General features: G+C 58.3%; 21 protein-coding genes. 14 read left to right on the plus strand and 7 right to left on the minus strand.

All coding sequences use genetic code 11. The features are described 5' to 3' along the window. Window positions 1–29 precede the first annotated feature (29 nt). The 8 genes from flgE (at window position 30) to flgL (ending at window position 8,639) form a co-directional block, all read left to right on the plus strand. Window positions 30–1,268 carry a flagellar hook protein FlgE gene (flgE, locus tag GSR16_RS06185; protein ID WP_159875646.1) on the plus strand — a complete coding sequence of 413 codons (1,239 nt, stop codon included), beginning with the start codon at window positions 30–32 and terminating at the stop codon, window positions 1,266–1,268. 39 nt (window positions 1,269–1,307) lie between these two features. Next, window positions 1,308–2,048, plus strand: a complete 741-nt coding sequence (locus GSR16_RS06190) for a flagellar basal body rod protein FlgF (protein WP_159875647.1) — start codon at window positions 1,308–1,310, stop codon at window positions 2,046–2,048. A 53-nt stretch (window positions 2,049–2,101) separates the two neighbouring features. Then, complete coding sequence (gene flgG, locus GSR16_RS06195) at window positions 2,102–2,884, plus strand: flagellar basal-body rod protein FlgG (protein ID WP_159875648.1); 783 nt, start codon at window positions 2,102–2,104, stop codon at window positions 2,882–2,884. A gap of 124 nt (window positions 2,885–3,008) precedes the next feature. Then, a complete protein-coding gene (locus tag GSR16_RS06200) occupies window positions 3,009–3,689 on the plus strand; it encodes a flagellar basal body L-ring protein FlgH (RefSeq protein ID WP_240902613.1) in 681 nt (226 codons plus the stop codon). A gap of 21 nt (window positions 3,690–3,710) precedes the next feature. Further along, entirely contained in the window at window positions 3,711–4,808 is a 1,098-nt protein-coding gene (locus GSR16_RS06205) for a flagellar basal body P-ring protein FlgI (RefSeq protein ID WP_159875649.1), read from the plus strand. 89 nt (window positions 4,809–4,897) lie between these two features. Continuing rightward, window positions 4,898–5,863 (plus strand): flagellar assembly peptidoglycan hydrolase FlgJ, encoded by a 966-nt coding sequence (gene flgJ / locus GSR16_RS06210; protein WP_159875650.1) that lies wholly within the window; start codon window positions 4,898–4,900, stop codon window positions 5,861–5,863. A 43-nt stretch (window positions 5,864–5,906) separates the two neighbouring features. Beyond that, complete coding sequence (flgK, locus tag GSR16_RS06215; protein ID WP_240902614.1) at window positions 5,907–7,709, plus strand: flagellar hook-associated protein FlgK; 1,803 nt, start codon at window positions 5,907–5,909, stop codon at window positions 7,707–7,709. A gap of 15 nt (window positions 7,710–7,724) precedes the next feature. Continuing rightward, on the plus strand, window positions 7,725–8,639 hold the full coding sequence (gene flgL, locus GSR16_RS06220; RefSeq protein WP_159875651.1) for a flagellar hook-associated protein FlgL: 915 nt from the start codon (window positions 7,725–7,727) through the stop codon (window positions 8,637–8,639). Between the two features lie 73 nt (window positions 8,640–8,712). Here the strand turns inward: flgL and astE are convergent, their stop codons facing one another. From astE to GSR16_RS06235, 3 genes are all read right to left on the minus strand, one after another. Next, window positions 8,713–9,726 (minus strand): succinylglutamate desuccinylase, encoded by a 1,014-nt coding sequence (astE, locus tag GSR16_RS06225; RefSeq protein WP_159875652.1) that lies wholly within the window; start codon window positions 9,724–9,726, stop codon window positions 8,713–8,715. A gap of 103 nt (window positions 9,727–9,829) precedes the next feature. Beyond that, a complete protein-coding gene (locus tag GSR16_RS06230; RefSeq protein WP_159875653.1) occupies window positions 9,830–10,615 on the minus strand; it encodes an enoyl-CoA hydratase-related protein in 786 nt (261 codons plus the stop codon). 33 nt (window positions 10,616–10,648) lie between these two features. Beyond that, window positions 10,649–11,437, minus strand: a complete 789-nt coding sequence (locus GSR16_RS06235) for an alpha/beta fold hydrolase (protein ID WP_159875654.1) — start codon at window positions 11,435–11,437, stop codon at window positions 10,649–10,651. Between the two features lie 183 nt (window positions 11,438–11,620). Between GSR16_RS06235 and GSR16_RS06240 the strand changes: the two genes are divergently transcribed. The 5 genes from GSR16_RS06240 (at window position 11,621) to speA (ending at window position 18,879) form a co-directional block, all read left to right on the plus strand. After that, entirely contained in the window at window positions 11,621–13,438 is a 1,818-nt protein-coding gene (locus GSR16_RS06240; protein WP_159875655.1) for a GGDEF domain-containing protein, read from the plus strand. A gap of 300 nt (window positions 13,439–13,738) precedes the next feature. Further along, window positions 13,739–13,885, plus strand: a complete 147-nt coding sequence (locus tag GSR16_RS06245) for a hypothetical protein (RefSeq protein ID WP_159875656.1) — start codon at window positions 13,739–13,741, stop codon at window positions 13,883–13,885. Between the two features lie 141 nt (window positions 13,886–14,026). Continuing rightward, window positions 14,027–15,208 (plus strand): ABC transporter ATP-binding protein, encoded by a 1,182-nt coding sequence (locus GSR16_RS06250; protein ID WP_159875657.1) that lies wholly within the window; start codon window positions 14,027–14,029, stop codon window positions 15,206–15,208. Between the two features lie 136 nt (window positions 15,209–15,344). Further along, window positions 15,345–16,634, plus strand: a complete 1,290-nt coding sequence (locus GSR16_RS06255; protein ID WP_159875658.1) for an NAD(P)/FAD-dependent oxidoreductase — start codon at window positions 15,345–15,347, stop codon at window positions 16,632–16,634. 364 nt (window positions 16,635–16,998) lie between these two features. Continuing rightward, entirely contained in the window at window positions 16,999–18,879 is a 1,881-nt protein-coding gene (speA, locus tag GSR16_RS06260; protein WP_159875659.1) for an arginine decarboxylase, read from the plus strand. A gap of 71 nt (window positions 18,880–18,950) precedes the next feature. Here the strand turns inward: speA and GSR16_RS06265 are convergent, their stop codons facing one another. Both GSR16_RS06265 and GSR16_RS06270 read right to left on the minus strand, forming a co-directional pair. Continuing rightward, complete coding sequence (locus GSR16_RS06265) at window positions 18,951–20,285, minus strand: APC family permease (protein ID WP_159875660.1); 1,335 nt, start codon at window positions 20,283–20,285, stop codon at window positions 18,951–18,953. Window positions 20,286–20,370: 85 nt separating this feature from the next. Further along, window positions 20,371–21,186, minus strand: a complete 816-nt coding sequence (locus GSR16_RS06270) for a carbon-nitrogen hydrolase family protein (protein WP_159875661.1) — start codon at window positions 21,184–21,186, stop codon at window positions 20,371–20,373. A gap of 180 nt (window positions 21,187–21,366) precedes the next feature. Here GSR16_RS06270 and GSR16_RS06275 point away from each other — a divergent pair, with 180 nt between their 5' ends. Beyond that, window positions 21,367–22,143, plus strand: coding sequence for a helix-turn-helix transcriptional regulator (locus GSR16_RS06275; protein ID WP_159875662.1), 777 nt, complete (start codon window positions 21,367–21,369; stop codon window positions 22,141–22,143). A 44-nt stretch (window positions 22,144–22,187) separates the two neighbouring features. Here GSR16_RS06275 and mnmA read toward each other — a convergent pair whose 3' ends face one another. After that, window positions 22,188–23,234: a tRNA 2-thiouridine(34) synthase MnmA gene (gene mnmA / locus GSR16_RS06280; protein ID WP_240902656.1), complete on the minus strand. Its 1,047-nt coding sequence runs from the start codon at window positions 23,232–23,234 to the stop codon at window positions 22,188–22,190. A 26-nt stretch (window positions 23,235–23,260) separates the two neighbouring features. Beyond that, a complete protein-coding gene (locus GSR16_RS06285) occupies window positions 23,261–23,818 on the minus strand; it encodes a hypothetical protein (protein ID WP_159875664.1) in 558 nt (185 codons plus the stop codon). Window positions 23,819–23,836 lie beyond the last annotated feature (18 nt).

A 23,836-nucleotide genomic window follows, 5' to 3' on the forward strand; every position in this document is an offset into this window, starting at 1 on the left:
AGTGCAATCAGGTTTCGGGGAGTAGCAACATGGGTTTTCAACAAGGTCTGAGTGGTCTGAATTCGGCATCCTCGCAGCTGGATACCATTGGCAACAACGTATCCAATGCCAGCACGGTGGGTTTCAAGAGTTCGCGTACCGAGTTCAGTGATCTGTTCTCCACCAGCTTTTACGGCGTAGCCAATACCAGTGCCGGTATCGGCTCGCAGGTGAATGCGGTGACCCAGTCTTTCAGTGCCGGCAACATCACGCCCACTGGCCGCAGCCTGGATCTGGCCATTAACAACAATGGCTTTTTCATCATGCGGCAGAACCCCACCTCCACCACCGGCTCGCTGGCCTATACCCGTAACGGCCAGTTCCAGGTGGACAAGGATGGTTACATCGTCAATGGCAACGACCGCCTGCAAGGCTGGATGGCCAATAACGGCGTGGTAACCCAGGGCCCGGTGACCGACCTCAAGCTGCAGACCAACCTGATTTCGCCGGCAGCCACCACCAAGGTGACCATGGGGGTCAACGTCGATTCGCGTCTGACCACGCCTACCGTCACCCCGCTGAATCCGACCAATACCAATACCTTCAACTGGTCCAATGCGGCACAGGTGTACGACAGCCTGGGTAATCAGCACAATCTGACCCTGTATTACGTCAAGGGAACGGCAACCGCCACCGGCACACCGTGGACGGTGACTGCCTATGTGGATGGTAATCCGGCCAGTGGCACCAACACCTATACCATGAATTACGACACCTCCGGCAACCTGACCAATACCACGCCGTTTAGTGTCACCTTCAGCCCCACGCCGGTAAACGGTTCTTCCTCGCCGGTTACCCTGAGCATTGATTACACTGGCTCCACTCAGGTGGCCCAGGCTTCCGGCACCCCGACCGAAACGGTTGATGGCTATGCGCCGGGCACGCTGAGTAGCATGAATATCGACACCCACGGCAATATCATGGCCAGCTTTTCCAATGGTCAGAACAAGATCATCGGGCAGGTGGCCCTGGCCACCTTCACCAATGCGCAAGGCCTGCAGAACGAAGGCGGCAACCGCTGGCAGCAGACGCTGGCATCCGGTGTGCCGGCCTACAATGCGCCGGGCTCGGGCAATTCCGGTACCGTACAATCGCAGGCACTGGAGGATTCCAACGTCGACCTGACGGCGGAGCTGGTCAACATGATCACGGCGCAGCGCTTCTATCAGGCCAACGCCCAGACCATCAAGACCGAAGACACCTTGATGCAGACCATCATCAATCTGTAATCAATACTGAACAGAGCAGCCTGAGGAAGCGGGGAATCAATGGATAAGATGTTGTACCTGGCCATGACCGGTGCCAAGCATATCGATTTGCAGCAGGCAACCACGGCCAATAATCTGTCCAATGCCAATACCAACGCATTCAAGGCCGATCTGGCGTCTTTCCGCGCCTTGCCGGTAGTCGGACCGGGCGCTCCCACCCGTACCTATGTGGTCGACAATACCATTGGCCATGACATGAGCCAGGGTAGTCTTATGCACACCGGTAGCCCCAGCGACTTCGCTCTGGGTTCTCCCGGCTTCTTTGCCGTACAGGCATCGGATGGCAGCGAAGCCTATACTCGCGATGGCGGTTATATTCTGGATGCCAACGGAATGATGCGCACCCGCAGTGGTCTGCCCATCAGCGGTGATGGCGGCCCCATCACGGTTCCTGCCGGCTATCAGGTGCAACTGGGCCAGGATGGTTCGGTGGTGGGCGTGCCGCAGAATGGCAAGGATCGCACACCGCAGCTGCTGGGGCAGATCAAGCTGGTCAATCCGGGTAACAAGGAAGTGTACAAAGGTCCGGATGGGCTGTTTCGCATGAATAGCGGTGACAATGCCACGGCAGATACCAACGTCAAGCTGGTGCCGGAGACGCTGGAAGCCAGCAATGTGAATGCCGTGGAAAGTCTGGTGCAGATGATTTCCCATGGTCGTCAGTACGATATGAACATCAAGCTGATGACCAATGCTGACCAGAACGACCAGAAAGCCACCCAACTGCTGGCCATGGGCTAAGTGCCGCACCCCGCCATACTGAAAACAAACAAGAATTCTGAGGAAACACCGCTATGATGCGTGCGCTTTATGTTGCCAAAACCGGGATGGATTCCAGCCAGTTCAACCTGGATGTGATCTCCAATAACCTGGCCAACGTCAATACCGTCGGTTTCAAGCGTGGGCGCGCCATTTTCGAGGATCTGTACTATCAGACCCTGCGTCAGCCGGGTGCACAGCTGGCTGATGGCAGCACCACGCCGACCGGCTTGCAGGTTGGTACCGGTGCCACTGCCGTAGCCACAGCCAAAAACTTCACCCAGGGCAATATGACGCAAAGCAGCCAGCCGCTGGACTGGGCCATCACCGGTGATGGTTTCTTCCGCATTCAGCGTCCGGATGGTACTACGGCATACACCCGCGATGGCGAATTCAAGCGCAACTCCAGCGGCGACATCGTTACCTCCGATGGCTATCAGCTGAACCCCAATATCAATATTCCCAGCACGGCTTCGCAAATTACCGTTTCCACCGCTGGTGTGGTGCAGTACTTCCTGCCCAATAATCCGGCACCGCAAACTGCCGGCACCATCCAGCTCACCACCTTCATCAACCCGCAAGGTCTGGAGAGCGTGGGCAATAATCTGTACCTGCAAAGTGCCTCCTCGGGCGATCCGCAGGATGGCGATCCGGGTACCGACAGCCGCGGGCAGGTCATGCAGGGCTTTCTGGAAGGCTCCAACGTGAATGTGACTGAAGAACTGGTCAACATGATTACCGCCCAGCGGTCTTTTGAAATGAATTCCAAGGCCATCACCACGGCGGACCAGATGCTGCAGAAACTGACGCAGATGTAAGGCTGATGAGCGCCGGCACGCGCGCCGGCAATGGTCTGCCGGCGTTTTTTCGCAGTTTTGCCATGTGCAATTAAGGGCTAGAATCGCGTCTCGGACCGGTACGCGATGCAGGAGGAGGGGCAAAATGAACATGCTGAAATGGATGATGCTGGGCTTGGTGGCCGTGCTGGCCGGCTGTGCCGCCCAGGAGCCCCCGTTGGTAACCTTGCCGATGACTGCCAGGCCGCAGCCGCAGGCCGCTACCCTGCCGGGCAATGGTTCCATCTTCCAGTCGGGCAGCTATCGCGCCATGTTCGAGGACAAAATGCCGGCGCTGGTGGGTGACACGCTGACCATCAATATCCAGGAAAAGTCCTCCACCTCGCAGTCGGAACAAACCACGGCCACCCGTTCTTCGGCGCTGGCTGACACTATTTCCAGCGGCATGCAGCTGCCCTTCGTTCCCGGCAGCCTCACCAAGGGCTTGGGGGCATCGCTCAATGGTAGCGGTTCGGCCAGCAACACCGGCAAGGGCACCAACCAGGTAGCCACCACCTTTGTCAGCTCCATCACCGTGACGGTGATCGAAGTCTTGTCCAACGGCAATCTCATCATCAGTGGCGAAAAGGTCGTCCGCATCAATGGCGATACCGAATCCATCCGCCTGTCCGGTGTGGTCAATCCGCGGGACATCGCCGCCGATCGTTCGGTGTCCTCGCTCAAGGTGGCCGATGCTCGTATCGAGCAGGAAACCAAGGGTAATAACCGCCTGTATAATGAGCCGGGTTGGCTGGCCAAGTTTTTCCTCAGCATCATTCCCATTTGATGGCCAGGACTGGATGACATCATGAAAAAATTCCTGCTTGCATTGACTTGCCTGATGCTGGGGGCGCAAGTGCTGGCGGCTGAGCGTCTGAAAGACATCACCAATATCGCTGGTGTGCGCTCCAACCAATTGCTGGGCTATGGCTTGGTGGTAGGGCTGGATGGCAGCGGTGACAAGGTGACTTCTTCGCCGTTTACCGGCCAATCCCTGTCCAACATGCTGACCCAACTGGGCGTGCAGATTCCGCCGGGTACCAAGGTTGACCCCAAGAACGTGGCGGCAGTCAGCCTTACCGCAACCCTGCCGCCGTTTGCCCGCAAGGGGCAGGCGCTGGATGTGACGGTGTCGTCCATTGGCGATGCCAAAAGCTTGCGTGGCGGCACCTTGCTGCTGTCGCCGCTAAAAGGTGCGGATGGCCAGATCTACGGCATGGCCCAGGGTAATGTACTGGTTGGCGGAGCGGGAGCCTCTGCCGGAGGCAGTAAGGCACAGATCAACCAGCTCAGTGTGGGGCGTATCGCCGGTGGTGCCACGGTGGAGCGCGAAGTGCCTACCGCGCTGGGAAGTGGCGAATTCATCAACCTGGAATTGCAGGAAGCCAATTTCACCATGGCCAATCGCGTGGTGCAGGCCATCAACAAGGCTTTTGGCAGTGGCACTGCTCGTGCGGTGGATGGTGGCATGGTGGAAGTCCGTGCGCCTTTTGATTCCAATCAGCGGGTACAATTTTTGTCGCGGATGGAAAATCTTGCCGTTGACCCGGCAGAAGTTTCCCCTCTGGTCATCATCAATGCCCGAACCGGCTCCATCGTGATGAACCAGGCCGTGCAGCTGGAACCTTGCGCCATTGCCCATGGCAACCTTACCGTCACCATCAGCAACAACCCGCAGGTCAGCCAGCCACCAGCCTTGTCCGGTGGTCAGACCGTGGCCACCAATCAGGCTAATGTCAGTGTCACCAGCGATGGCGGCAAGGTGCTGAAAGTGGCCAAGAGCGCCAATCTCAACCAGGTTGTCTCTGCGCTCAATGCTCTGGGGGCAACCCCGCAAGACCTGATCTCCATCCTGCAGGCAATGAAGGCAGCCGGTTCGCTGAGGGCGGATCTGCAGATTATCTGAGCCCGGTGTTAATTGCTGAAAAGGCCCCGCTTGCGGGGCCTTTTTGTATTGGCCCGCTTTTTGCTATGTAGGCGGGCAAGGAGCGATAAATGACGACGCAGTTTTCCAATACCTATTCGGCAGCCGATGCCATGAACCAGCAACTGGCGGTAGATCCTACCCAGATGTCCAGTCTGCGTTCGCGTATGGCCAAGGATCCCAAAGGGGCTGCCAAGGAAGCTGCGTCACAGTTTGAAGCCCTGCTGATGGGTACCATGCTCAAAACCATGCGCCAGACCAAGTTTGACGACGAGCAGGATTCAGACATGGATACCTACCGCGGCATGCTGGACCAGCAGATGGTGCAGTCACTCAGTCGTGCTGGCGGTATGGGAATTGCCAATCTGGTGTACAAGCAAATTGCCAAGCAAGCCGGTTTCGATCCGGGACAGGATGCAACAGCGTTACGCCCAGCTTCATCCGGTCCGGTATTGCCGGCCCGTTTCAGTCAGTCCAGCGGTCTGAAGGCCTATCAAGCCGCACAGAACGAAGCGATAACCGCTGGTAGCGCTACTGGCATCCCGGCAAGTAGCAGTACGGGTAGCAGCGATGGCAAGGGTTTTGTGCAGGGCATGTTGCCACATGCGCGTACGGCTGCTGCCCAGTTGGGGGTGGCACCGGAATTCGTGGTGGCACATGCAGCGCTGGAAAGCGGCTGGGGCAAGCGTGCCATTCGTAATGCCGATGGCAGTGATTCGCACAATCTGTTCGGTATCAAGGCAACGGGTGACTGGCAGGGCAAATCCACCAGTATCACTACCACCGAATATGTAAACGGCACTGCGCAGAAGAAAGTGGAGAAATTCCGCTCCTATGATTCGTATGCCGATGCCTTCAGTGACTATGCGCGCATGCTGAAAGACTCGCCGCGGTATCAGGCAGCACTCAACCAGGGACGCAATGTCGCCGGCTTTGCCCAAGGGCTGCAAAACGGTGGCTATGCCACTGATCCGCGCTATGCCCGCAAACTGGTGGATGTGGCAGCCTCGCTGGCACAACAAGCAGTTCGGTCTTGATTAAAGTTTCAGCAGTTGCGGTCGATAAGACAGCAGAGAGGTGATGATGGGCTCGAATATTTTTTCCATTGGCGTTAGTGGCCTGAATGCAGCGCAAACCGCGCTGTCTGTTGTCGGCCAGAACATTGCCAATGGCAACACCCCCGGCTACAACCGCCAGATACTGAGTCAGGCGGCACGTATGCCGCAGCAAGAAGGCTTTGGCTATCTGGGGCAGGGCGTGGACATCACCGGCGTCAGCCGCATCTACGACAGCTACCTCGACTCCCAGGTGCTGGCTGCGCAATCTGGCAGCAATTATTATTCCAGCCAACTGTCACAGCTTAACCAGATCAACAACCTGCTGTCCGACCCGACTGTCGGCCTGAGCAACTCGTTCCAGAGTTTTTATAGCGGTTTGCAGACGCTGTCGCAGGACCCGTCGTCCATTCCCAGCCGTCAGACCGTGGTCAATATGTCGCAGGCGCTGGTATCCAATTTCACTGCCATCGGCAACAACCTGACGCAGATGCAGGCCGGGGTCAACTCGCAAATTACCAGTACAGTGAACAGCATTAATGCGCTGGCGCAGAATATTGCCGATCTGAATGGCCAGATTGCCGCCGCCGCCGCCGGCAACAGCCAGCAGCAGCCCAATGATCTGATGGACCAGCGCGATCAGGCCATGGAGCAGTTGAACAAGCTGGTGACTGCCAAGGCAGTTCCACAGTCGGACGGAACATACAGCGTATTCATCGGTAATGGCCAGGCACTGGTGATGGGCAACCAGTTTACCAAGCTGGGTACCCAGAATGATCCGGCCAATCCGCAGAATGTGCAGGTGACCTATCCCAATGCAAATGGCAGCAATACGGTTGTGCCCAGCACCGCCTTGTCCGGTGGTCAGTTGGCTGGCTATATGTCTTTTCGCGATGGTGCCTTGCTGACAACTCAGCAGAAGCTGGGGACGCTGGCCATCGACTTCACCACGGCAATGAACTACCAGAACCAACTGGGTCGGGACCTGTCGGGTAATCAGGGTGGACTGATCTTTTCCGATATGAGCAGCTACGCTTCCCATCCGCAGGATGCCGTCGCCAATATGCAGCTGCTGCTGGCTGATCCGTCCAAGCTGGCGGCGTCTTCCTCCCTGCAGCTGGGGGCTGGCGGCATTACACCTGCGGGTAGCGGCGTTACCTTGTCTGGTGTGTGGGCCAGCATGCCTGGTACCTATGGCTGGGCCAATACTTCGACGCCGCCTTCGGTATCGACTCATCCGGTAACCGGCCTGACCGGCATGACCATCAATGCCACCAGCGCCACCAGCATTACGGCAACATTGACCGGTGGTCCGGACAACGGCCAGACCTTCAATGTGGTGCCGGACCCTACGGTCTCCAATGGCTACAAGCTGGTGGACAGCGCCACGCCTGCCAATGATCTGGGGATCAAGTTCCAGTTGTCCGGCCAGATGAAGGCCGGCATGGCCATCAATGTCTCCCCAGTACCTACCGGCACTGCCGTGATTGGCAACGGTAACAATCTGGGCGAGATGATAGGCATGCAGACACGTAAAATCGTGGATGAAAACAAAAACGGCACCAATAGCGGCCTACAGTCTTTCCAGACCTACTATTCCACCACGGTCAGCTATGTGGGTAATGCTACCAATACGGTGAAGCTGGCTGCTGCGTCGCAAACCACCCTGCTGCAGCAGGCTACCACCTCGCGCTCCAATGTCAGCGGGGTGAATATGGATCAGGAAGCCGCTGATCTTATCAAGTACCAACAGGCATACCAGGCGTCTGGCAAGGTTCTCCAGATTGCACAGACACTATTCCAGCAAATCCTGCAAATGGGTGGCTGAGGCGAGGGTTGAATCATGAGAATCAGTACCGCTACTTCCTACTTGACCGGCACCTACGACATGCAGTCGCTACAGTCGCAGTTGCAATCGCTGCAGTCACAGCTTGATACCCAGAAGCGGGTGGTAACCCCTGCGGATGACCCGGTGGCGGCTGCACGCATCTTGCAGCTGAACCAGTCTGATGGCATGAATTCGCAGTACATCACCAATACCAAGGCGGTTGAATCCACCTTGTCGTTGACCGAATCGCAACTGACCAATGCTTCCAATCTGCTGACCAGCCTGAAGGCGGCTGCCATTCAGGCTGGTAATACCGTGTTGTCGTCAGACCAGCTGCTGATGATCCAGAAGCAGGTGCAGGAAGGCATTTCCGAAATGACCGGTTATGCCAACGCCACCGATGGCAAGGGCAATTATCTGTTCAGCGGCAACAAGGTGGATACGCCACCATTTGTGCTGGATGCAACGTATGCCGCAACCTATCAGGGCGATACCGGCCAGCGCAATGTGCCGATCAGCGCCTCGCGCAATATGCAGATTTCCGATGCCGGCAGCAATGTCTTTGGCAATGCCAGCAGCCCAACCGCGATATTTGATGCACTCAAGTCCTTTAACGATCTGCTGGCACAGAACCCCAAGCCCGCCACCTATAGCACGGACATGGGCAATATCGTTTCTGCGCTGGATACCGCCCAGAAAAACCTGTCAACCAATATTGCGTCCATCGGCGCGCGCCGACAGGAAAACCAAAGTGTGCAGGATATGGGCACGCAGCTGGGTTTGCAGTACAAGAGTGGTATCAGCGACCTGCAGGATTTGGACATGCCCAGTGCGATCACCAGCTTTACCCAGACGCAGACCTCACTGAAATACAGCCAGCTGGTGTACAACAAGGTTACCAACCTGTCGCTGTTCAATTACATGTCCTGATTTGCGCAGGTGTCGGGCGCAATACAAAACGGCCACTGGATTGTGGCCGTTTTTCATGCTCAGACAACAGGCCTTACAGCGTCGCCGGCTCCACCACGATGCCAGCACGCAGGCCGGGCTTGACGCCGGGATTGGGGAACAGGATGCGCTCTTTGCCACCCTCGGCCACATAGCGCTGGGTACCGTCTTCGGCGATTACAAAACCGTTGGGCAGGGTGGTGAAATTCTCCACATTGGCATCCAGGTGCAGGCGGAAGGCCTCGCTGTGCTTGATCAGGTCGTACTTGGCACGGAACAGCGGATAGTCACCCGGTTGATAGGCGGCCAGCTGCGGTGTGGTATCACTCAGCAACTGACGCAGTGCCTGATCAATGCCAGTAAAGCGTGACAGATCGTTCTGGCCAAACGGGCGGGCCTTGCCCAGCTCCAGCGTGAAGGCATGCGCCTGATGGTAGTAGCTGGTGTAGTAGCTGAAGGTATTGGCCGGTTTGCTGTGCAGCAGCACCGCTTCGATACCGCAATGCCTGAGCCATGCCAGCTGGGTAGTATCGTGCGCCCTGTGCTGCAGGAAGGGGTAGATGGCGAATTTTTCATACACCGAGCCACGAATGGCGGTGTGCAGATCGTAGTGCAGACGGGTGGAGGCTGCCGGTGCTCGGGAGAAAAACAGCTCGGCCAGTTGTTCCAGCTGGGCTGCACGTTTTGCCTCGCGCGCATCGGCGTGCTGTCGGTGTGCGCCAGCAAACAGGCGGTTGAGATCGTAATCCAGATAGCGCTCGCCCTGGCGTATGGCTGCGGGGTTGCCAAACAGCACCAGCAGGCGGTGCTGCAGAGGCAGGTGGCCGCTGGCGATATCGGCCAGTATGCTGTCCACAACCTCGATTGGTGCCGTCTCGTTACCGTGTATGCCGCAGGACAGCAGGATGTGGCTGCCTTCCTGATTGGCAAGGGCGGGCAGTAGTTCTACCGCGTTATCGGCGTGCCAGCGTGCCAGCACGCCGCTGGCCAGATGCCAGTCATGCGGATGCGATACCGGTGCCGTGGCTTGCAGCACCTGTTGCAGAAAGCGGGAGGGTGAGATGGTCATCGGCAGTCCATGCGCAATGTGAATGGCTGATTGTAACCATTTCCGTCCGGTGTGCAGCCGGCATGCCGCGCTGATGAACGGGCATGCCGTTTCTGGGCAAACTTCAGTCTATCCAGCCTGGCTTGCGCATTTCCAGGAAGGCTTTTACGCCTTCTTGCCCCTCTTCGCTGCGACGCAGGGCCACCATGCGGTCGATGGTGAGGTCGATGACTTCCGGCGTGATATCGCGATGCTCGATGTCACGGATCAACTGCTTAGCCGCTACCATGGCTTGCGGGCCGTTCAGCAGCAGCTGGCGGCACATATGTTCGACTGCGTCGTCCAGCTCGTCGTTTTCTACGGTTTGGTGAATCAGGCCCAGTCTGCGGGCCTTGCCTGCATTGATACGCTCGGCGGTGACAAAGTAGCGACGCGCTGCACGCGGACCGATGGCGCGCACGATATAGGGGGCAGCCAGGGCCGGGATGATGCCCAGTTTGACATCGGAAAAGCAAAACAGGGCTTCGGAAACGCTGATGGATACATCGCAGCAGGCCACCAGTGCCGCCCCGATGCCAAAGGCAGAGCCTTGTACCCGGGCGATGGTGGGTTTGGGCAACTGGTCCAGCGTTTCCAGCAGGGTGGACAGCTTTTGGGCGTCGCGACGTTGCCGGGTTTCATCAAATTCCGTCAGCTTGCGCAGCCAGGCGCTGTCATGCCCGGCGGAAAAGCTGATGCCGGCCCCAGTCAGAACCACCACACGTACGCTGGCATCCTCGGCCAGTGTCTGCAAGGTGGCAGTCAGCAGATCCACCATTTTGTCATCCAGCGCATTGTGCAACTCGCCCCGGTTCAGATTGATGGTGGCGATGCCTTGCGGGCTGACTTTCAGCAATACGGCGTCTTCCATACGTTTCTCCTTGTTGTTGTTGTGGATGCAGGTTTATGGCTGGCAGAAGCGGAATATGCTGCGGGTAAAGGCTTCTGCCGCTTCAATATGCAATACGTGGGCGGCGTGGGGAATCAGCTCCAGCGTGGACCCGCTGATTCTTTCCTGTAATAGCTGTGCCTGGTAGAGCGGGGTCAGGCGGTCTTCGTTGCCCAGCAGGATATGGCAAGGCAGTTTGATCTGTTGCAGCCAGTTGCGGGCGTCATGTTCCCTTACGCCGTTGATCAGGCGAATGACGGCATCCCAGTCCACCATGCCGGCCATGTCTTTCATGTCATCCAGCATGGCAGCATTGGCTGCCAGAAAGCGGCTGGAAAACAACCAGGGCACGCTGGCGCTATAGCGCAAGTCCAGCCCTCCGGCCTGATTGCACTCGATCCAGCTTTGGCTGATGCGGTTGTTTACCTCGTCCGACCATGCCAGCGTGGATGCCAGCAGCAGCTTGTGCAGCCGCTGACCATGCCGGTGGGCAAAGTGCTGCGCCACCATGCCGCCGTAGGACAGACCTACCAGAAACACCTTTTCCAGCTGCAAGGCATCCAGCAGGGCAGCGGCCAGATCGGCCTGTTCGGTCAGCGCATATTTTTCGGCAACCGGCTTGTCGCTCTGTCCCTGGCCGAGAAAGTCCAGCCGTAGCACCCGGTATTGTCTTTCCAGCATCGGCGTGAGCAGCGACCAGGCCGGAGTCGACATGGTGATGCCGTTGAACAGCATCAGGGTGTGCTGGCCATGTCCGCTGATTTCATAGAACAGCGCATGACCGTTTAGTGTGATGTGAGGCATGAAAAGGCTCCCGGATGGCGGCACCGTATTGTTCTTATTCTAGGCTGCATTGCTGTCGCAGGGCCAGCCAGGCTGTGGTTTTGCTGAAAGATAGCGGGGGCGGGTAAACAGACTGTCATCAATCCGGTTTAAAGTGCTGGCATGTGCAATGGCGGGATGATGTGATCACCGGATATGAACCGTATGTCTGAGAGGGAAATGGTCAGCCTGGAGCAGTTGGGCTCGCGCTGTCAGGAACTGGAGCTGATTATTAACGAACGGCGCCTGCAGCCGGTGTTCCAGCCTATTGTCGACCTCGAGAGTGGTTGTGTTTTCGGCTATGAAGGCCTGATTCGCGGCCCGTCCAACAGCCCGCTGCATGCGCCGGTCAATCTGTTTGATCAGGCCGAACGCTGCAATCTGACTGTGCAGCTGGATCGCACCTGCCGCCAGGTCACCATGGAACGCTTTGTTGAACTGGGTTTGTCCGGTTTGTTGTTCCTGAATATCTGTCCGGCTACCTTGCTGGCACCGGAGCATCGCCAGGGCGAGACGCTGGCGTTTCTCTCCAAAATCGGCCTGCCGGCGGAACGCATCATCATCGAGGTGACCGAAACCACGCCAAGTGCCTGCTATTCCACCTTGCGCCGCGCAACCGAGCACTACCGCGACAATGGCTTTCGCATTGCGCTGGATGATCTGGGTGAGGGTTTTTCCAATCTCCGGCTGTGGTCGGAACTACGGCCGGATTTCGTCAAGCTGGACAAGCACTTTGTGCAGCAGTTGCACCTGGATCCACTGAAAGAGCAGTTTGTCCGTTCGATGGTGGATATCGCCCGGCAGTCCGGTGCCTTGCTGGTGGCCGAGGGTATCGAAACCGTAGCTGAATTGCGTACCTTGCAGCGCTTGGGTGTGCGCTACGGCCAAGGCTATCTGCTGGCGCGGCCCAGCCCGGTGCCGGCGCTGGATTTGCAGATTCATGTCAATGGCGTGGCTTGGTCAGGAGGGCGGTCGCGCTTGCCCTGGCAAATGTCGGCAACGGCACGCGACCTGCTGCAGGAAGTACCTTATCTGGAAGCGAACATCCCCAATGAGGCGGCTTACCGCCTGTTTGCCAGTGATCCGGCGCGCTTTGCCATTCCGGTGGTGGAGCAGGGTGTGCCGATCGGCTTGCTACGGCGTCATCACCTGCTGGAGAGTTTTGCCAAACCCTTCAATCGCGAACTGTACGGCAAAAAGCCCTGCACCGTGATGATGGACAAGCAGCCGCTGATTGTCAGTGCCGACATCAATGTGCACGAACTGTCGGCGCTGGTGGTGGCATCCGAACAGCGCTATCTGGTGGATGGCTTCATCATTACTGAAAACGGGCGCTATGCGGGGATGGGAACCGGCTTTGCATTGATGCGCAAAATGACCGAGCTGCAGATTTCGGCTGCGCGTTATGCCAATCCCCTGACCGGCTTGCCGGGCAATGTTCCCTTGTCCGAAGCCATTGATCGTTTGCTGGAGGCTCGGCTGCCTTTTGTTGTGGCCTACGCTGATCTGGATAATTTCAAACCTTTCAACGATTTGTATGGCTATGCCGCTGGCGACGAGATGATCCAGCTGGTAGGGCGTCTGCTGCTGGAGTGTGCCGATCCGGATCGTGATTTTGTCGGTCATGTGGGTGGCGATGACTTTGCCCTGTTGCTGCAGTCCGCTGACTGGCAGCAAAAGCTGGAAGCCATGTTGCTGGAGTTTGATCGTAGCGTGCGTGGTTTTTTTGATCCGGCACACCTGGCCGCTGGCGGCTTTGAAATGACCGGACGCAGCGGCGAGCAAGTCCGTTTCCCGCTGACCAGCCTTTCCGTGGGCGTGGTCAGGGTGGGGCCGGGACAGTACCCCAGTCACTATGAAGTGGGTTCGGCTACGGCAGAGGCCAAGAAGCAGGCCAAGAAGCAGGCTGGTACGGCCTTGTTTGTCGAGCGTCGCCAGCAATCGCCAGCGGCGGAGCAGGCTGGATCTGTGGATGTTGGATGAATTAAACAAGCGGTTTGGTTTTGCCGGTTTTGTATCAAATATTTTCTGCCTTCTGTTTTAATTTTCCAAAAAACACGCTCTGTGAGGCTGGGAAGCCACATTGTCATGTCACTTTTGATCAAGTTTTGATTTGAGGCTTGTCAAATTTATTAAACGTAAGCTAGGCTTCACTCCAGAAAAGAGCAGCAGTAAAGACTGCTCTGGGCAGCAATGGGAAGTTAGATCGCCGACATGAAATCATCCGTCTGTGATCTGGCCCCGGGACTGAACGTAGTTTGGGAGAGTAGGGGAGGAGCCAGCATGAAATACACCGCAGCACACATTGCCATCCACGACGGCAAGACAGGCTACACCTGTTTCAGCAAGCCTCCTCGCAGTGTTATCGTTTCCGGTTTGATCGTTTTTTTCCCGCTTTTTTCTATGCCGGACACTGCCCATTCGCGGTAGGGACTGGTATTGTTTTGAAAGCGGATCAGGTGCGAGTGGAAGGGGCAGCCAGTCTGCCCATCCTGGAAGCTGACCCGATAATCAGGTCGCAGACACGCGAAATCAGCCGCCAAGGCTGGAATAGTAGGAGGGAGCAAAATCATGACGGATGCTGTAGCGGCCAATAAGCCGGTTCAATCAGTTGCTGGTGCACAGGCTGCCAAGCAGGTTCAGAGCGTGCAAGCCAATGACAAGCCCTATCTGAGAATCAGTGGGGTAGTAAAGAAATTTGGTGACAACGTTGCCGTTGATCATGTTGATCTGGACATTAGACAGCACGAAATCTTTGCCTTGCTGGGTAGTTCCGGCTGCGGCAAATCCACTTTGCTGCGCATGCTGGCAGGCATGGATTCCCCGACTTCGGGCAAAATCATTCTGGATGGCGAGGATGTCATCGGCCTGGAGCCTTACGAGCGCCCGGTCAACATGATGTTCCAGAGCTATGCACTGTTCCCCCACATGACCGTGGCCGAGAACGTTGCCTTTGGCCTGAAGCAGGACAAGCTGCCCAAGGCTGAAATCAGCGCCCGCGTTGACGAGATGCTGGACCTGGTGCAGATGCGCAAATACGCCAACCGCAAGCCGCACCAGCTTTCCGGTGGTCAGCAGCAACGTGTGGCCCTGGCGCGTAGCCTGGCCAAGCGCCCGAAGCTGCTGCTGCTGGACGAACCGCTGGGTGCACTGGACAAAAAGCTGCGTCAGCAAACCCAGCTGGAACTGGTGAATACCATCGAAAAGGTTGGTGTAACCTGCATCATGGTGACCCATGACCAGGAAGAAGCCATGACCATGGCCGATCGCATCGGCATCATGTCCGAAGGCAAGCTGCTGCAAGTTGGCACCCCGACCGAGATCTACGACTACCCCAACTGTCGTTTCACCGCCGAATTCATCGGTGAAACCAATATGTTTGAGGGTGCCGTGACGGTGGATGAATCCGACCGGGTGGAAATCACCTCGCAGGAGTTGGGTGGTGTGGTCCGTATCGACCACGGCATTACCGGTCCCAAGGGTATGCATGTCTGGGCCAGTGTCCGTCCGGAAGATGTGCGTCTGGATCGCAAGACCGTGGCTGCCGGCCCCAACATGACCTCCGGTGTGGTGGAAAACATTGCCTACATGGGCAGCTATTCCATCTTTCACGTCAAGCTGGCCAGCGGCAAGATCGTCAAGTCGGTGGTGCCGTCCTCACGTTGGTACGACGCAGATGAAACCGCGCCCACCTGGGGTGATCCGGTATTCATGAGCTGGCGTTCGGATGCTCCGGTGGTGTTGACCCAGTAAGGGCTTCCCGGTTGGTAAAAGCGGATACGTCGTCAGAGTGTCCGCTTTTTTTGCGCCCGTCCCGGACTGTTTGCTGCGGAATGTGACCGGCTGGCCAGACTTCCTGTTGTTTCATGTCCTTGAAAACGAGGTTCTCATGCTGCGCTTCGCCCATCAGCCTGCTGTCTCATCCTACTACCAGGCAACGGCCAGTCGCTGGGCGCATTGTCCTCCCCTGCAAGGGGCGCAATCGGCCGATGTCTGCGTGGTAGGTGGTGGCCTGGCCGGTTTGTCTGCTGCGCTGAATCTGGCCGAGCGTGGCTTTTCGGTTGTTCTGCTTGAGGGAACGAGTGTCGGTTTTGGTGCCTCTGGCCGTAACGGTGGTCAGGTGATAGCCGGCTATGCCTGCGGTATCGACACCATGCGCACGCAACTTGGCAGCGAACTGTCGCGGGTGATGTGGGACATGTCGGTGGAGGCGGTGGACATCATCGATGAGCGGGTGCGCCGCCATGGTATTGATTGCGACTGGACGCGCGGCTTCTGCAACGCTGCGGTCAAGCCGCGCCACATGCAGGAGCTGGAAGTCTGGCAGCAGGAGGCCGAGCTGGTGTACGGCTATGCGGGCATGGAGCTGTGGGATGGCGCAAGCTTGCGCCAGCAACTGGGCAGCACACGCTATCTGGGTGGCTTGTTCGATCCGCGCTCCGGCCATTTGCATCCACTCAATTACACGCTGGGCCTGGCGCGTGCGGCATTGGCCGCCGGGGTGAGGATTTATGAACAGACGCCGGTATTGCGGCTGGAGCAGGGGGCGCAGCCTGTGGTGCATGCCGAGCAGGGGCTGGTGCGCTGCCAGTATGCAGTGCTGGCCTGCAATGCCTATATCGGCCAACTGGTGCCGCAGCTGGAGCGCAAGATCATGCCGGCCGGTACCTATGTGATTGCCACCGAACCGCTGGGTGCAGAGCGCGCCGCCAGTCTGATTGCCAACAATATGGCGGTGTGCGACACCAATTTCGTGCTGGATTATTACCGGCTGTCGGCTGACCACCGCCTGCTGTTTGGTGGCAAGGTCAGTTACTCCGGGCGCGAGCCGCACGATCTGGCCGGGTCAATGCGCAGCGATATGCTGCGGGTGTTTCCGCAGCTGGCGGATGTGAATGTGGACTATGCCTGGGGTGGTTTTTGCGACATTACCGTCAACCGTGCCCCTGACCTGGGGCGGCTGCAAAGCAATGTGTATTACATGCAGGGTTTCTCCGGACATGGTGTCAACATCACCGGCATTGCCGGCAAGGTGGTGGCCGAGGCCATTGCCGGAACGGCCGGGCGGCTGGACCTGTTTGGTCGTCTGCAGCATCGCGATTTTCCGGGAGGAAAATTGCTGCGCACGCCCGCGCTGGTGCTGGGCATGGCCTATTATCGAATGATGGATGCCCTGTAACACGCTGCCTGGCCGCAGCTAGCGCAAAGAAAACCGGCTGCCGGCTGATTTTTTTCATTGCGGTTGGGCAGTGGAAGATATGCCGTCAAAATCATGATCAGACAGCATATTTGCCGTTTTTTTTTCATGGAGCAGGACATCCGGGTAGGAGGGATGGTTCCGAAAAGCGCTCTGGTAGCCACGTCATCAAATTTTTACTTGTCAAGCTGCGTGATGTTGTTAAAATCCGCGCTCGTTTTGTAATGCAAAACACCGACAATCAATTGTTTCGCTCCGACATCCCAGGCCCACATAAAAGCTTTGTAGCCCGAAAGCCGCGCACTAAGGAGCGGGGTTATCCATCGAATCATTGAGGGAAAATCTCATGGCTTGGACTGTGGCTGATAGCCGGAGCCTGTATGGCATCCGGCATTGGGGGGCGGGCTATTTCGACGTGGGCGACAACGGATGCATCCAGGTGCAGCCCAATGTACGTCAGGCTACACGCATCGATCTGCTGGAATTGAGCCGACAACTGGGGGCCAAGGGGCTGGATCTGCCGCTCTTGGTGCGCTTTCCGGACATCCTGCAAGACCGCGTGACGCGCCTGTGCCGCGCGTTTGACAATGCCATTGCCACGCAAAACTACGGCAATCGCTATACCGCCATTTACCCGATCAAGGTGAACCAGCAAGAAGCGGTGGTGAAAAGCATCATCGCCACCCGCGACGTGTCCATTGGCCTGGAAGCCGGCTCCAAGCCGGAACTGATGGCCGTGCTGGCGCTGGCGCCCAAGGGCGGCACCATCATCTGCAATGGCTACAAGGACCGCGAATTCGTGCGCCTGGCGCTGATCGGCCAGAAGCTGGGCCATCAGGTGTTCATCGTCATCGAAAAAGAATCCGAAGTTGACCTGGCCATTGAAGAAAGCCAGAAGCTGGGCGTGCGCCCGATGCTGGGCATGCGCGTGCGCCTGTCCTCGCTGGCCAGCAGCAAGTGGGCGGATACCGGTGGCGACAAGGGTAAGTTCGGCCTGTCCGCGGCCCAGCTGATTTCCGCTACCGACAAGCTGGCCGCTGCCGGCATGTCCGACTGCGTGCGCTTGATGCACTTCCACATGGGTTCGCAGATTGCCAATATCGGCGACTACCGTGCCGGCTTCCGCGAAGCCGTGCGTTACTTTGCCGAACTGCGTGCGCTGGGCCTGCCGATTGACCACGTCGATGTGGGCGGTGGCTTGGGCGTGGATTACGACGGCACCCACTCGCGCAATGCCAGCTCCATCAACTACGACATGGACGAATACGCCCAGGTCATCGTGTCGATGCTGGCCGAGTTCTGCGACGAAAACGGCATTCCGCATCCGCGTATCCTGTCCGAATCCGGCCGTGCCATGACTGCGCACCACGCGGTGCTGATCATGAATGTGACCGATGTCGAACGCCTGCCGGAAAGCGTGCCGGAAGTGGAAGACCTGTCGGTACTGGCCAAGCCGGTGCGCAAGCTGTTCGAGCTGATGGAGCTGACCGACGAAGAAATGGTGACGGAAATCTATTACCGTGCCAGCCACTATGCGTCCGATGTGTCCGACCTCTACTCCGCCGGCCGCATTTCGCTGAAGGAAAAGGCCATGGCCGAGGACGTGCACGCCACCCTGTGTCGTCGCCTGCACCGCCAGTTGCAAGCCAGCCAGCGTTCGCAGCGCCAGGTGTATGACGAGCTGACCGACAAGCTGGCGGACAAGTATTTCTGCAACTTCTCGGTGTTCCAGAGCCTGCCGGATACCTGGGCCATCGACCAGATCCTGCCCATCATGCCGGTACACCGGCTGGACGAGCAGCCCACCCGTCGCGCCGTGCTGCAGGATTTGACCTGCGATTCGGACGGCAAGGTGAAGCAATATGTCGACCAGCAAAGCATTGAATCGAGCATGTCGGTCCATGATGTCGAACCCGGCAAGGAATACCTGATTGCCGTGTTCATGGTGGGTGCCTACCAGGAAATCCTGGGTGACATGCACAATCTGTTCGGCGATACCGACTCGGTCAACGTTTATGTGCGCGACAACGGCCAGCTGGAATTTGCCGGTGTCGAGGAGCATGACACCATCGAAGACATGCTGCGCTATGTGCACCTGTCGCCGGAGGAAATCCTCAACCGCTACGAAGAAAAAGCCCGTGCGGCCGACCTGTCCAGCGACGAGCGCAATGTGTTCTTTGCCGAGTTCTGCCGTGGTCTGAAGCAGTCGTCCTATCTGTCGGTTTAAGCCGCGCAGGTCTGATGCCAAAGAAAAAGCCCTGAGACATCAGGGCTTTTTTGCGTGTGTTGCTCAGAAAATCAGCCTTCTGCTTCGACAAAGTCCAGTTCCGGCGGCTCACGGCGGAAGAAGCCGGTGAGCTTGGCCAGATAGGCAATCCCCACTGCCAGCCAGATCAGTCCCAGCATGATGGCGCGGCTATCCAGGCTGATCAGCAGCCACAGGTCGGCCAGCATGCCAATCAGCGGAAACAGCAGGAACAGGAAGAAGTCACGCGGTGCGCGGCGGCGCTGACGCACGTAGTAGTGCGCAATCACCGACAGATTGACGAAGCTGAACGCCAGGAAAGCACCAAAGTTGATGAAGGACGTGGAGGTGGTCACATCCAGCTTCAGCGCCAGCAGGGCCACTACGCCGCAGATCACCAGATTGTTCACCGGAGTGCGAAAGCGCGCATGCAGCTTGCCGAACACGGACTGCGGCAGCACCGCGTCGCGGCCCATGGCGTACAGCAGGCGCGAGGCGCTGGCTTGTGCCGACAGGCCGGAGGCAAACTGGCCGATGATCAGGCCGATCAGGAAAATGCTGGCAAACAGATCGCCGCCGATATTCTTGGCAATCTCGAACGCCGCATCATCCACGCTCTTGAACTGGCTGGACGGGTGGGCCAGCTGCACGAAGTAGGATGCCACCACGAAAATCAGCCCGCCGATGATGGTAATCCACATGATGGCGCGCGGAATGGTGTGGCGTGCATCGCGGGTTTCCTCGGTAAGCGTGCTGACCGCATCAAAACCCAGAAAGGAATAACAGGCCACGGCGGCGCCAGCCATGATCATTGGCAGCTTCATGTCGCCACGGAAGAAGGGCGCCAGATTCCACAAGGGTTTGCTGGCATCGCCGGCCACATAGTGGATGCACAGGGCCACGAAGGCCAGCAGCACCAGAAACTGCAGCAGCATCATCAGGTAATTGACGGTATTGGCCATCTTCAGCCCGACGATGTTGATCAATGTGGTGAACACGATGAAGGCAATCACCCACACCGCCATCGGAATGCCTGGGAAAGCCGAAGCCAGATAGGCCGCGCCGATCAGCCAGATGGCCATTGGCAGGAACAGATAGTCCAGCAACACCGCCCAGCCCACCAGAAAGCCAAGCTTGGCGTGGATGGATTTGCGGGTGTAGGTGTAGGCTGAACCGGCCACCGGAAAGGCTGCCGCCATGCGGCCATAGCTGTAGGCGGTAAACAGCATGGCCACCAGCGCCACCAGATATGAGGCGGGGACCATGCCATCGGTCATTTGCGCCAGGATGCCGAAGGTACCCAGCACGATGATGGGCGTCATGTAGGCCAGGCCAAACAGCACCACGGAGCCCAGCGTCAGCGAGCGCTCCAGTTGTTTCGTTTCCATTGTTTCTCCTTTGTTGCTCATGTTTGTGTTTGTTGTCATGAGCCTGTCTCTTTTGTTTTGACTGCCAGTGATTGCTACGGCGTGGCTAGTGCCGGATGCGGAAGCTGCGCTGGCCGTTTTCGCCGTTGCTCACCTCCCCGACTAGGGCAATGCGCCGGTCGTGCAGATAGCGGTAATCGCGACGGCTGGCGGCCAACTGGTTCAAATCCAGCGCCACACGTAGCTGCTGCGGGTCGCGTCCGCAGCTGGCCACCACTTGGCCAAAGGGGTTGATCACCGCGCTTTCACCGGCAAATTGCAGGCCATCACCACTGCCGCAGCGGTTGGTCATCACGGCAAACAGCTGGTTTTCCATGGCGCGCGCGGTGATTGCGGTGCGATGTACCGGGCCGTACGGGTCCATATTGCCGTTGGTGACAATCAGCAGGTCCACCTCTTGCTGCGCCAGGGCGCGGGCGGTTTCCGGAAACTCGATGTCGTAACAGATGAGGATGCCCACGCGCAGGCCTTCCCACTCGCAGCTCAGCAGTGCATCACCGGGGGTGAAGATGCCGTGGTCGGATGCCCACAGATGCGTTTTGCGGTAAGCCATGGCCACGCCGTGTGGGGTGAGCAGGGCGGTGGTATTGTAAAAGCGGCCCTCATGTGCCTCGGCAAAGCCGATGGCCACACTGATGTTTTTGTCGCGCGCCGCCTGCTGGATGGTGCTGATGGCCGGGCCGTCAATGGGCTGGGCCAGGGCGGCGATATTGTCTGCAGTGGGAAAACCGCTGAGATAGGTTTCCGGGAATACCAGCAGGCGGGTATCCGGCCCGCAACGGGCGATGGCCTGCAGGGCGCTGGCGGTGTTGGCCGGGATGTCGCCATCCACGCCAGGCAGTTGGGCCAGTTCTACAATCATGCTGTCTCCTTGGTTGAATGTTGTCAGACTACATCGCTGGCTCTGCCCCGTTGTCAGCAGGGAGGCTGTTGGAGAGTCTGGAAGCGTGCTAGCGTGAGAAGCTGTCAGCGCAGGGCTCAGTATCGGCTGCTGTCAGGCGTATGAAAATTACATCAAGTGGGTAACCAGATTGGGGTAGTCGTGGCCTTGGAAATACAGGATATCGCCTGGCATCGCACGGTGGGGCGTTTGATTGATCAGCTGGACAAACCGGTGTTCTGGCCGTCCCTGCTGGGGGTGCTGGCCGATTATGTGGCCTTTGACAGCTGGGTGGTGCTGCTGTTTTACCCGGATCGCCCGCCCACGGTGCTGGCCGAGCAGGCCATGGCCGATGGCGGGGTGGATACGCTGTTTCAGGACTACCTGCAAGGCCTGTACCGGCTGGACCCGTTTTATGTCGCCAGCCTGGAGTACCGCCATGCCGGGCTGCTGCGGCTGGACGAGGTGGCACCGGACCGTTTTCCGTTTACCGATTACTACCAGCGCTACTTCCGCCTGAATATTGTCGAGGACGAGGTGCAGTTCAATCTGCCCGGTGAGGATGGCAGTACCTTGTGCCTGTCGCTGGGGGCGGGGCAGCGTTTCAGCCCGGAGCAGATGGCCACGCTCAGCCTGTTGCAGCCCTGGGTACTGGCCCTGATGCGCCAGCGCCTGCATTTCGAGCAACTGGCGGCCAGCAAGCCTACTGTGGCCGCCCCGCAGGCAGCCCCGGTCGGGCTGGAGGGGCAGGGCCTCACCCTGCGCGAGAACGAGGTGGCGCAGTTGATGCTGGGCGGTCATTCCAGCAAGGCGATTGCCCAGCGTCTGCAGATATCGGTGGAAACCGTGCGTGTACACAAGAAACACCTGTACAGCAAGCTGGGCATCAATTCGCAATCCGAGCTGTTTTCGGTATTCCTACGCGCCAGCCGGGCGTGAAAAAGCCTGCGCGTGGCAGGCTTTGTGTGTGACAACGGGCTTGCTTACTGGATGATGCCGCCACCCAGACAGATATCACCGTCGTACAGCACGGCAGACTGGCCCGGCGTCACCGCCCACTGCTTTTCGCGGAAGGTGAGGGTGGCCTGGCCATCCACTACCGGCGACAGCGAGCAGGCGGCATCGGCCATGCGATAGCGGTTCTTGGCCGCGTATTCGCCGGCTGCTGGTGCGCCGTTCAGCGTCCAGGACAAATCGCTCATCGCCAGCGTGGGCTTGAGCAGCAGCGGGTGATCATGCCCCTGCACCACGATCAGTTTGTTGCCCGGAATATCCTTGCCGGCAACAAACCACGGCTCGCCACTGCCATCCTTGCTGCCACCAATGGTCAGGCCCTTGCGCTGGCCCAGCGTGTAGTACATCAGGCCCATGTGCTCGCCCACCACCTTGCCCTCAGCTGTCACCATCTGGCCCGGCTGGGTGGGCAGATAACGTTGCAGGAACTCACGGAACGGACGCTCGCCGATAAAGCAGATGCCGGTGGAGTCCTTCTTGGCAGCAGTCGGCAGGCCGGCTTCCTCAGCCAGCTTGCGTACTTCGGTTTTGCGGATGTCACCCAGCGGGAAGATGGACTTGGCCAGCTGGTGTTGCTGCAGGCGGTACAGGAAGTAGCTTTGGTCCTTGGTGTGGTCCACCGCCTTCATCAGGTAGTGCAGGCCGTCCTTTTCCATCTTGCGCGCGTAGTGGCCGGTGGCGATGCAGTCGGCACCCAGCTCCAGCGCGTAGTCCAGAAAGGCCTTGAACTTGATTTCGGCATTGCACAGCACATCCGGATTGGGGGTGCGGCCAGCCGAGTATTCCTTGAGGAAGTACGAGAACACGCGGTCCTTGTATTCCTTGGCGAAATTGACGATTTCCATGTCGATGCCGACGATGTCGGCCACGCTCATGGCATCCAGTGCATCCTGCTTGATGGAGCAATATTCGTCGTCGTTGTCGTCTTCCCAGTTCTGCATGAACACGCCGATGACTTCATGGCCCTGTTGCTTGAGCAGCCAGGCGGTTACCGACGAATCCACACCGCCGGACATGCCGACGACAATACGTTTCTTACCCGTCACGGGGAAAATCCTTCTTTCCAGAGAGCCAGGGGCACCACCACGGGTGGTTCCCCGAATGAATTGAACCAGCTGTCCACCACCCATTCCTGGCCGGTGTCCTGCTCGGTGATATGACTGGCAAAGTGTTGGGTTACCAGCCAGCGGGTGCGGCGCACAATGGGGTCGACCCGGTGAAAATGCAGCCAGCCCTGGGTTGCCAGGAACTGCAGGAAGGCTGAGTCGTTATGGCTGTGATCGATGCAGTCCATGCGGCCATCGGCATCGTTGTCGAAGCGGTCGCCACCCTTGTCGTGCCACAGTGGGCTGTCTTGTGCCGACAGCCAGTACAGGGCCTGTACCGCGCGTTGAATCTGCTCGCGTTCGCTGCTGGCATCCGGCGCATGATCAAACAGCCGGGCCAGCCAGTCGCGGGCTTCCTCGGAAACTTCCACTTCCAGCTGTTTGGCGCAGCCGTAATCATAACAGAGCTGCAAGGGGTCCGCATGCAGCGTCCCGGTGGCAAGCAGCATGCCAAGCCACAGGCAACGGCGCAGTAACAGGTGAAGGTGACGCAAGGTTTCCTCCCTTGCCGC

Source organism: Aquitalea denitrificans, from assembly GCF_009856625.1.
GTDB lineage: Bacteria > Pseudomonadota > Gammaproteobacteria > Burkholderiales > Chromobacteriaceae > Aquitalea > Aquitalea denitrificans.

Coding starts and splice junctions, on each gene's coding strand:
- GSR16_RS06270 (WP_159875661.1), bottom strand. CDS start 21,186: ATGATTGTAGAACTGGCCCAACTGCCTGGCGTGGATGGCGACATCCCG.
- GSR16_RS06235 (WP_159875654.1), bottom strand. CDS start 11,437: ATGCCTCACATCACACTAAACGGTCATGCGCTGTTCTATGAAATCAGC.
- GSR16_RS06255 (WP_159875658.1), top strand. CDS start 15,345: ATGCTGCGCTTCGCCCATCAGCCTGCTGTCTCATCCTACTACCAGGCA.
- mnmA (WP_240902656.1), bottom strand. CDS start 23,234: ATGTCCGGCGGTGTGGATTCGTCGGTAACCGCCTGGCTGCTCAAGCAA.
- GSR16_RS06240 (WP_159875655.1), top strand. CDS start 11,621: ATGTCTGAGAGGGAAATGGTCAGCCTGGAGCAGTTGGGCTCGCGCTGT.
- GSR16_RS06230 (WP_159875653.1), bottom strand. CDS start 10,615: ATGGAAGACGCCGTATTGCTGAAAGTCAGCCCGCAAGGCATCGCCACC.
- GSR16_RS06250 (WP_159875657.1), top strand. CDS start 14,027: ATGACGGATGCTGTAGCGGCCAATAAGCCGGTTCAATCAGTTGCTGGT.
- astE (WP_159875652.1), bottom strand. CDS start 9,726: ATGACCATCTCACCCTCCCGCTTTCTGCAACAGGTGCTGCAAGCCACG.
- GSR16_RS06200 (WP_240902613.1), top strand. CDS start 3,009: ATGAACATGCTGAAATGGATGATGCTGGGCTTGGTGGCCGTGCTGGCC.
- GSR16_RS06190 (WP_159875647.1), top strand. CDS start 1,308: ATGGATAAGATGTTGTACCTGGCCATGACCGGTGCCAAGCATATCGAT.
- flgJ (WP_159875650.1), top strand. CDS start 4,898: ATGACGACGCAGTTTTCCAATACCTATTCGGCAGCCGATGCCATGAAC.
- flgE (WP_159875646.1), top strand. CDS start 30: ATGGGTTTTCAACAAGGTCTGAGTGGTCTGAATTCGGCATCCTCGCAG.
- GSR16_RS06205 (WP_159875649.1), top strand. CDS start 3,711: ATGAAAAAATTCCTGCTTGCATTGACTTGCCTGATGCTGGGGGCGCAA.
- speA (WP_159875659.1), top strand. CDS start 16,999: ATGGCTTGGACTGTGGCTGATAGCCGGAGCCTGTATGGCATCCGGCAT.
- GSR16_RS06245 (WP_159875656.1), top strand. CDS start 13,739: ATGAAATACACCGCAGCACACATTGCCATCCACGACGGCAAGACAGGC.
- GSR16_RS06265 (WP_159875660.1), bottom strand. CDS start 20,285: ATGGAAACGAAACAACTGGAGCGCTCGCTGACGCTGGGCTCCGTGGTG.
- flgL (WP_159875651.1), top strand. CDS start 7,725: ATGAGAATCAGTACCGCTACTTCCTACTTGACCGGCACCTACGACATG.
- flgG (WP_159875648.1), top strand. CDS start 2,102: ATGATGCGTGCGCTTTATGTTGCCAAAACCGGGATGGATTCCAGCCAG.
- flgK (WP_240902614.1), top strand. CDS start 5,907: ATGATGGGCTCGAATATTTTTTCCATTGGCGTTAGTGGCCTGAATGCA.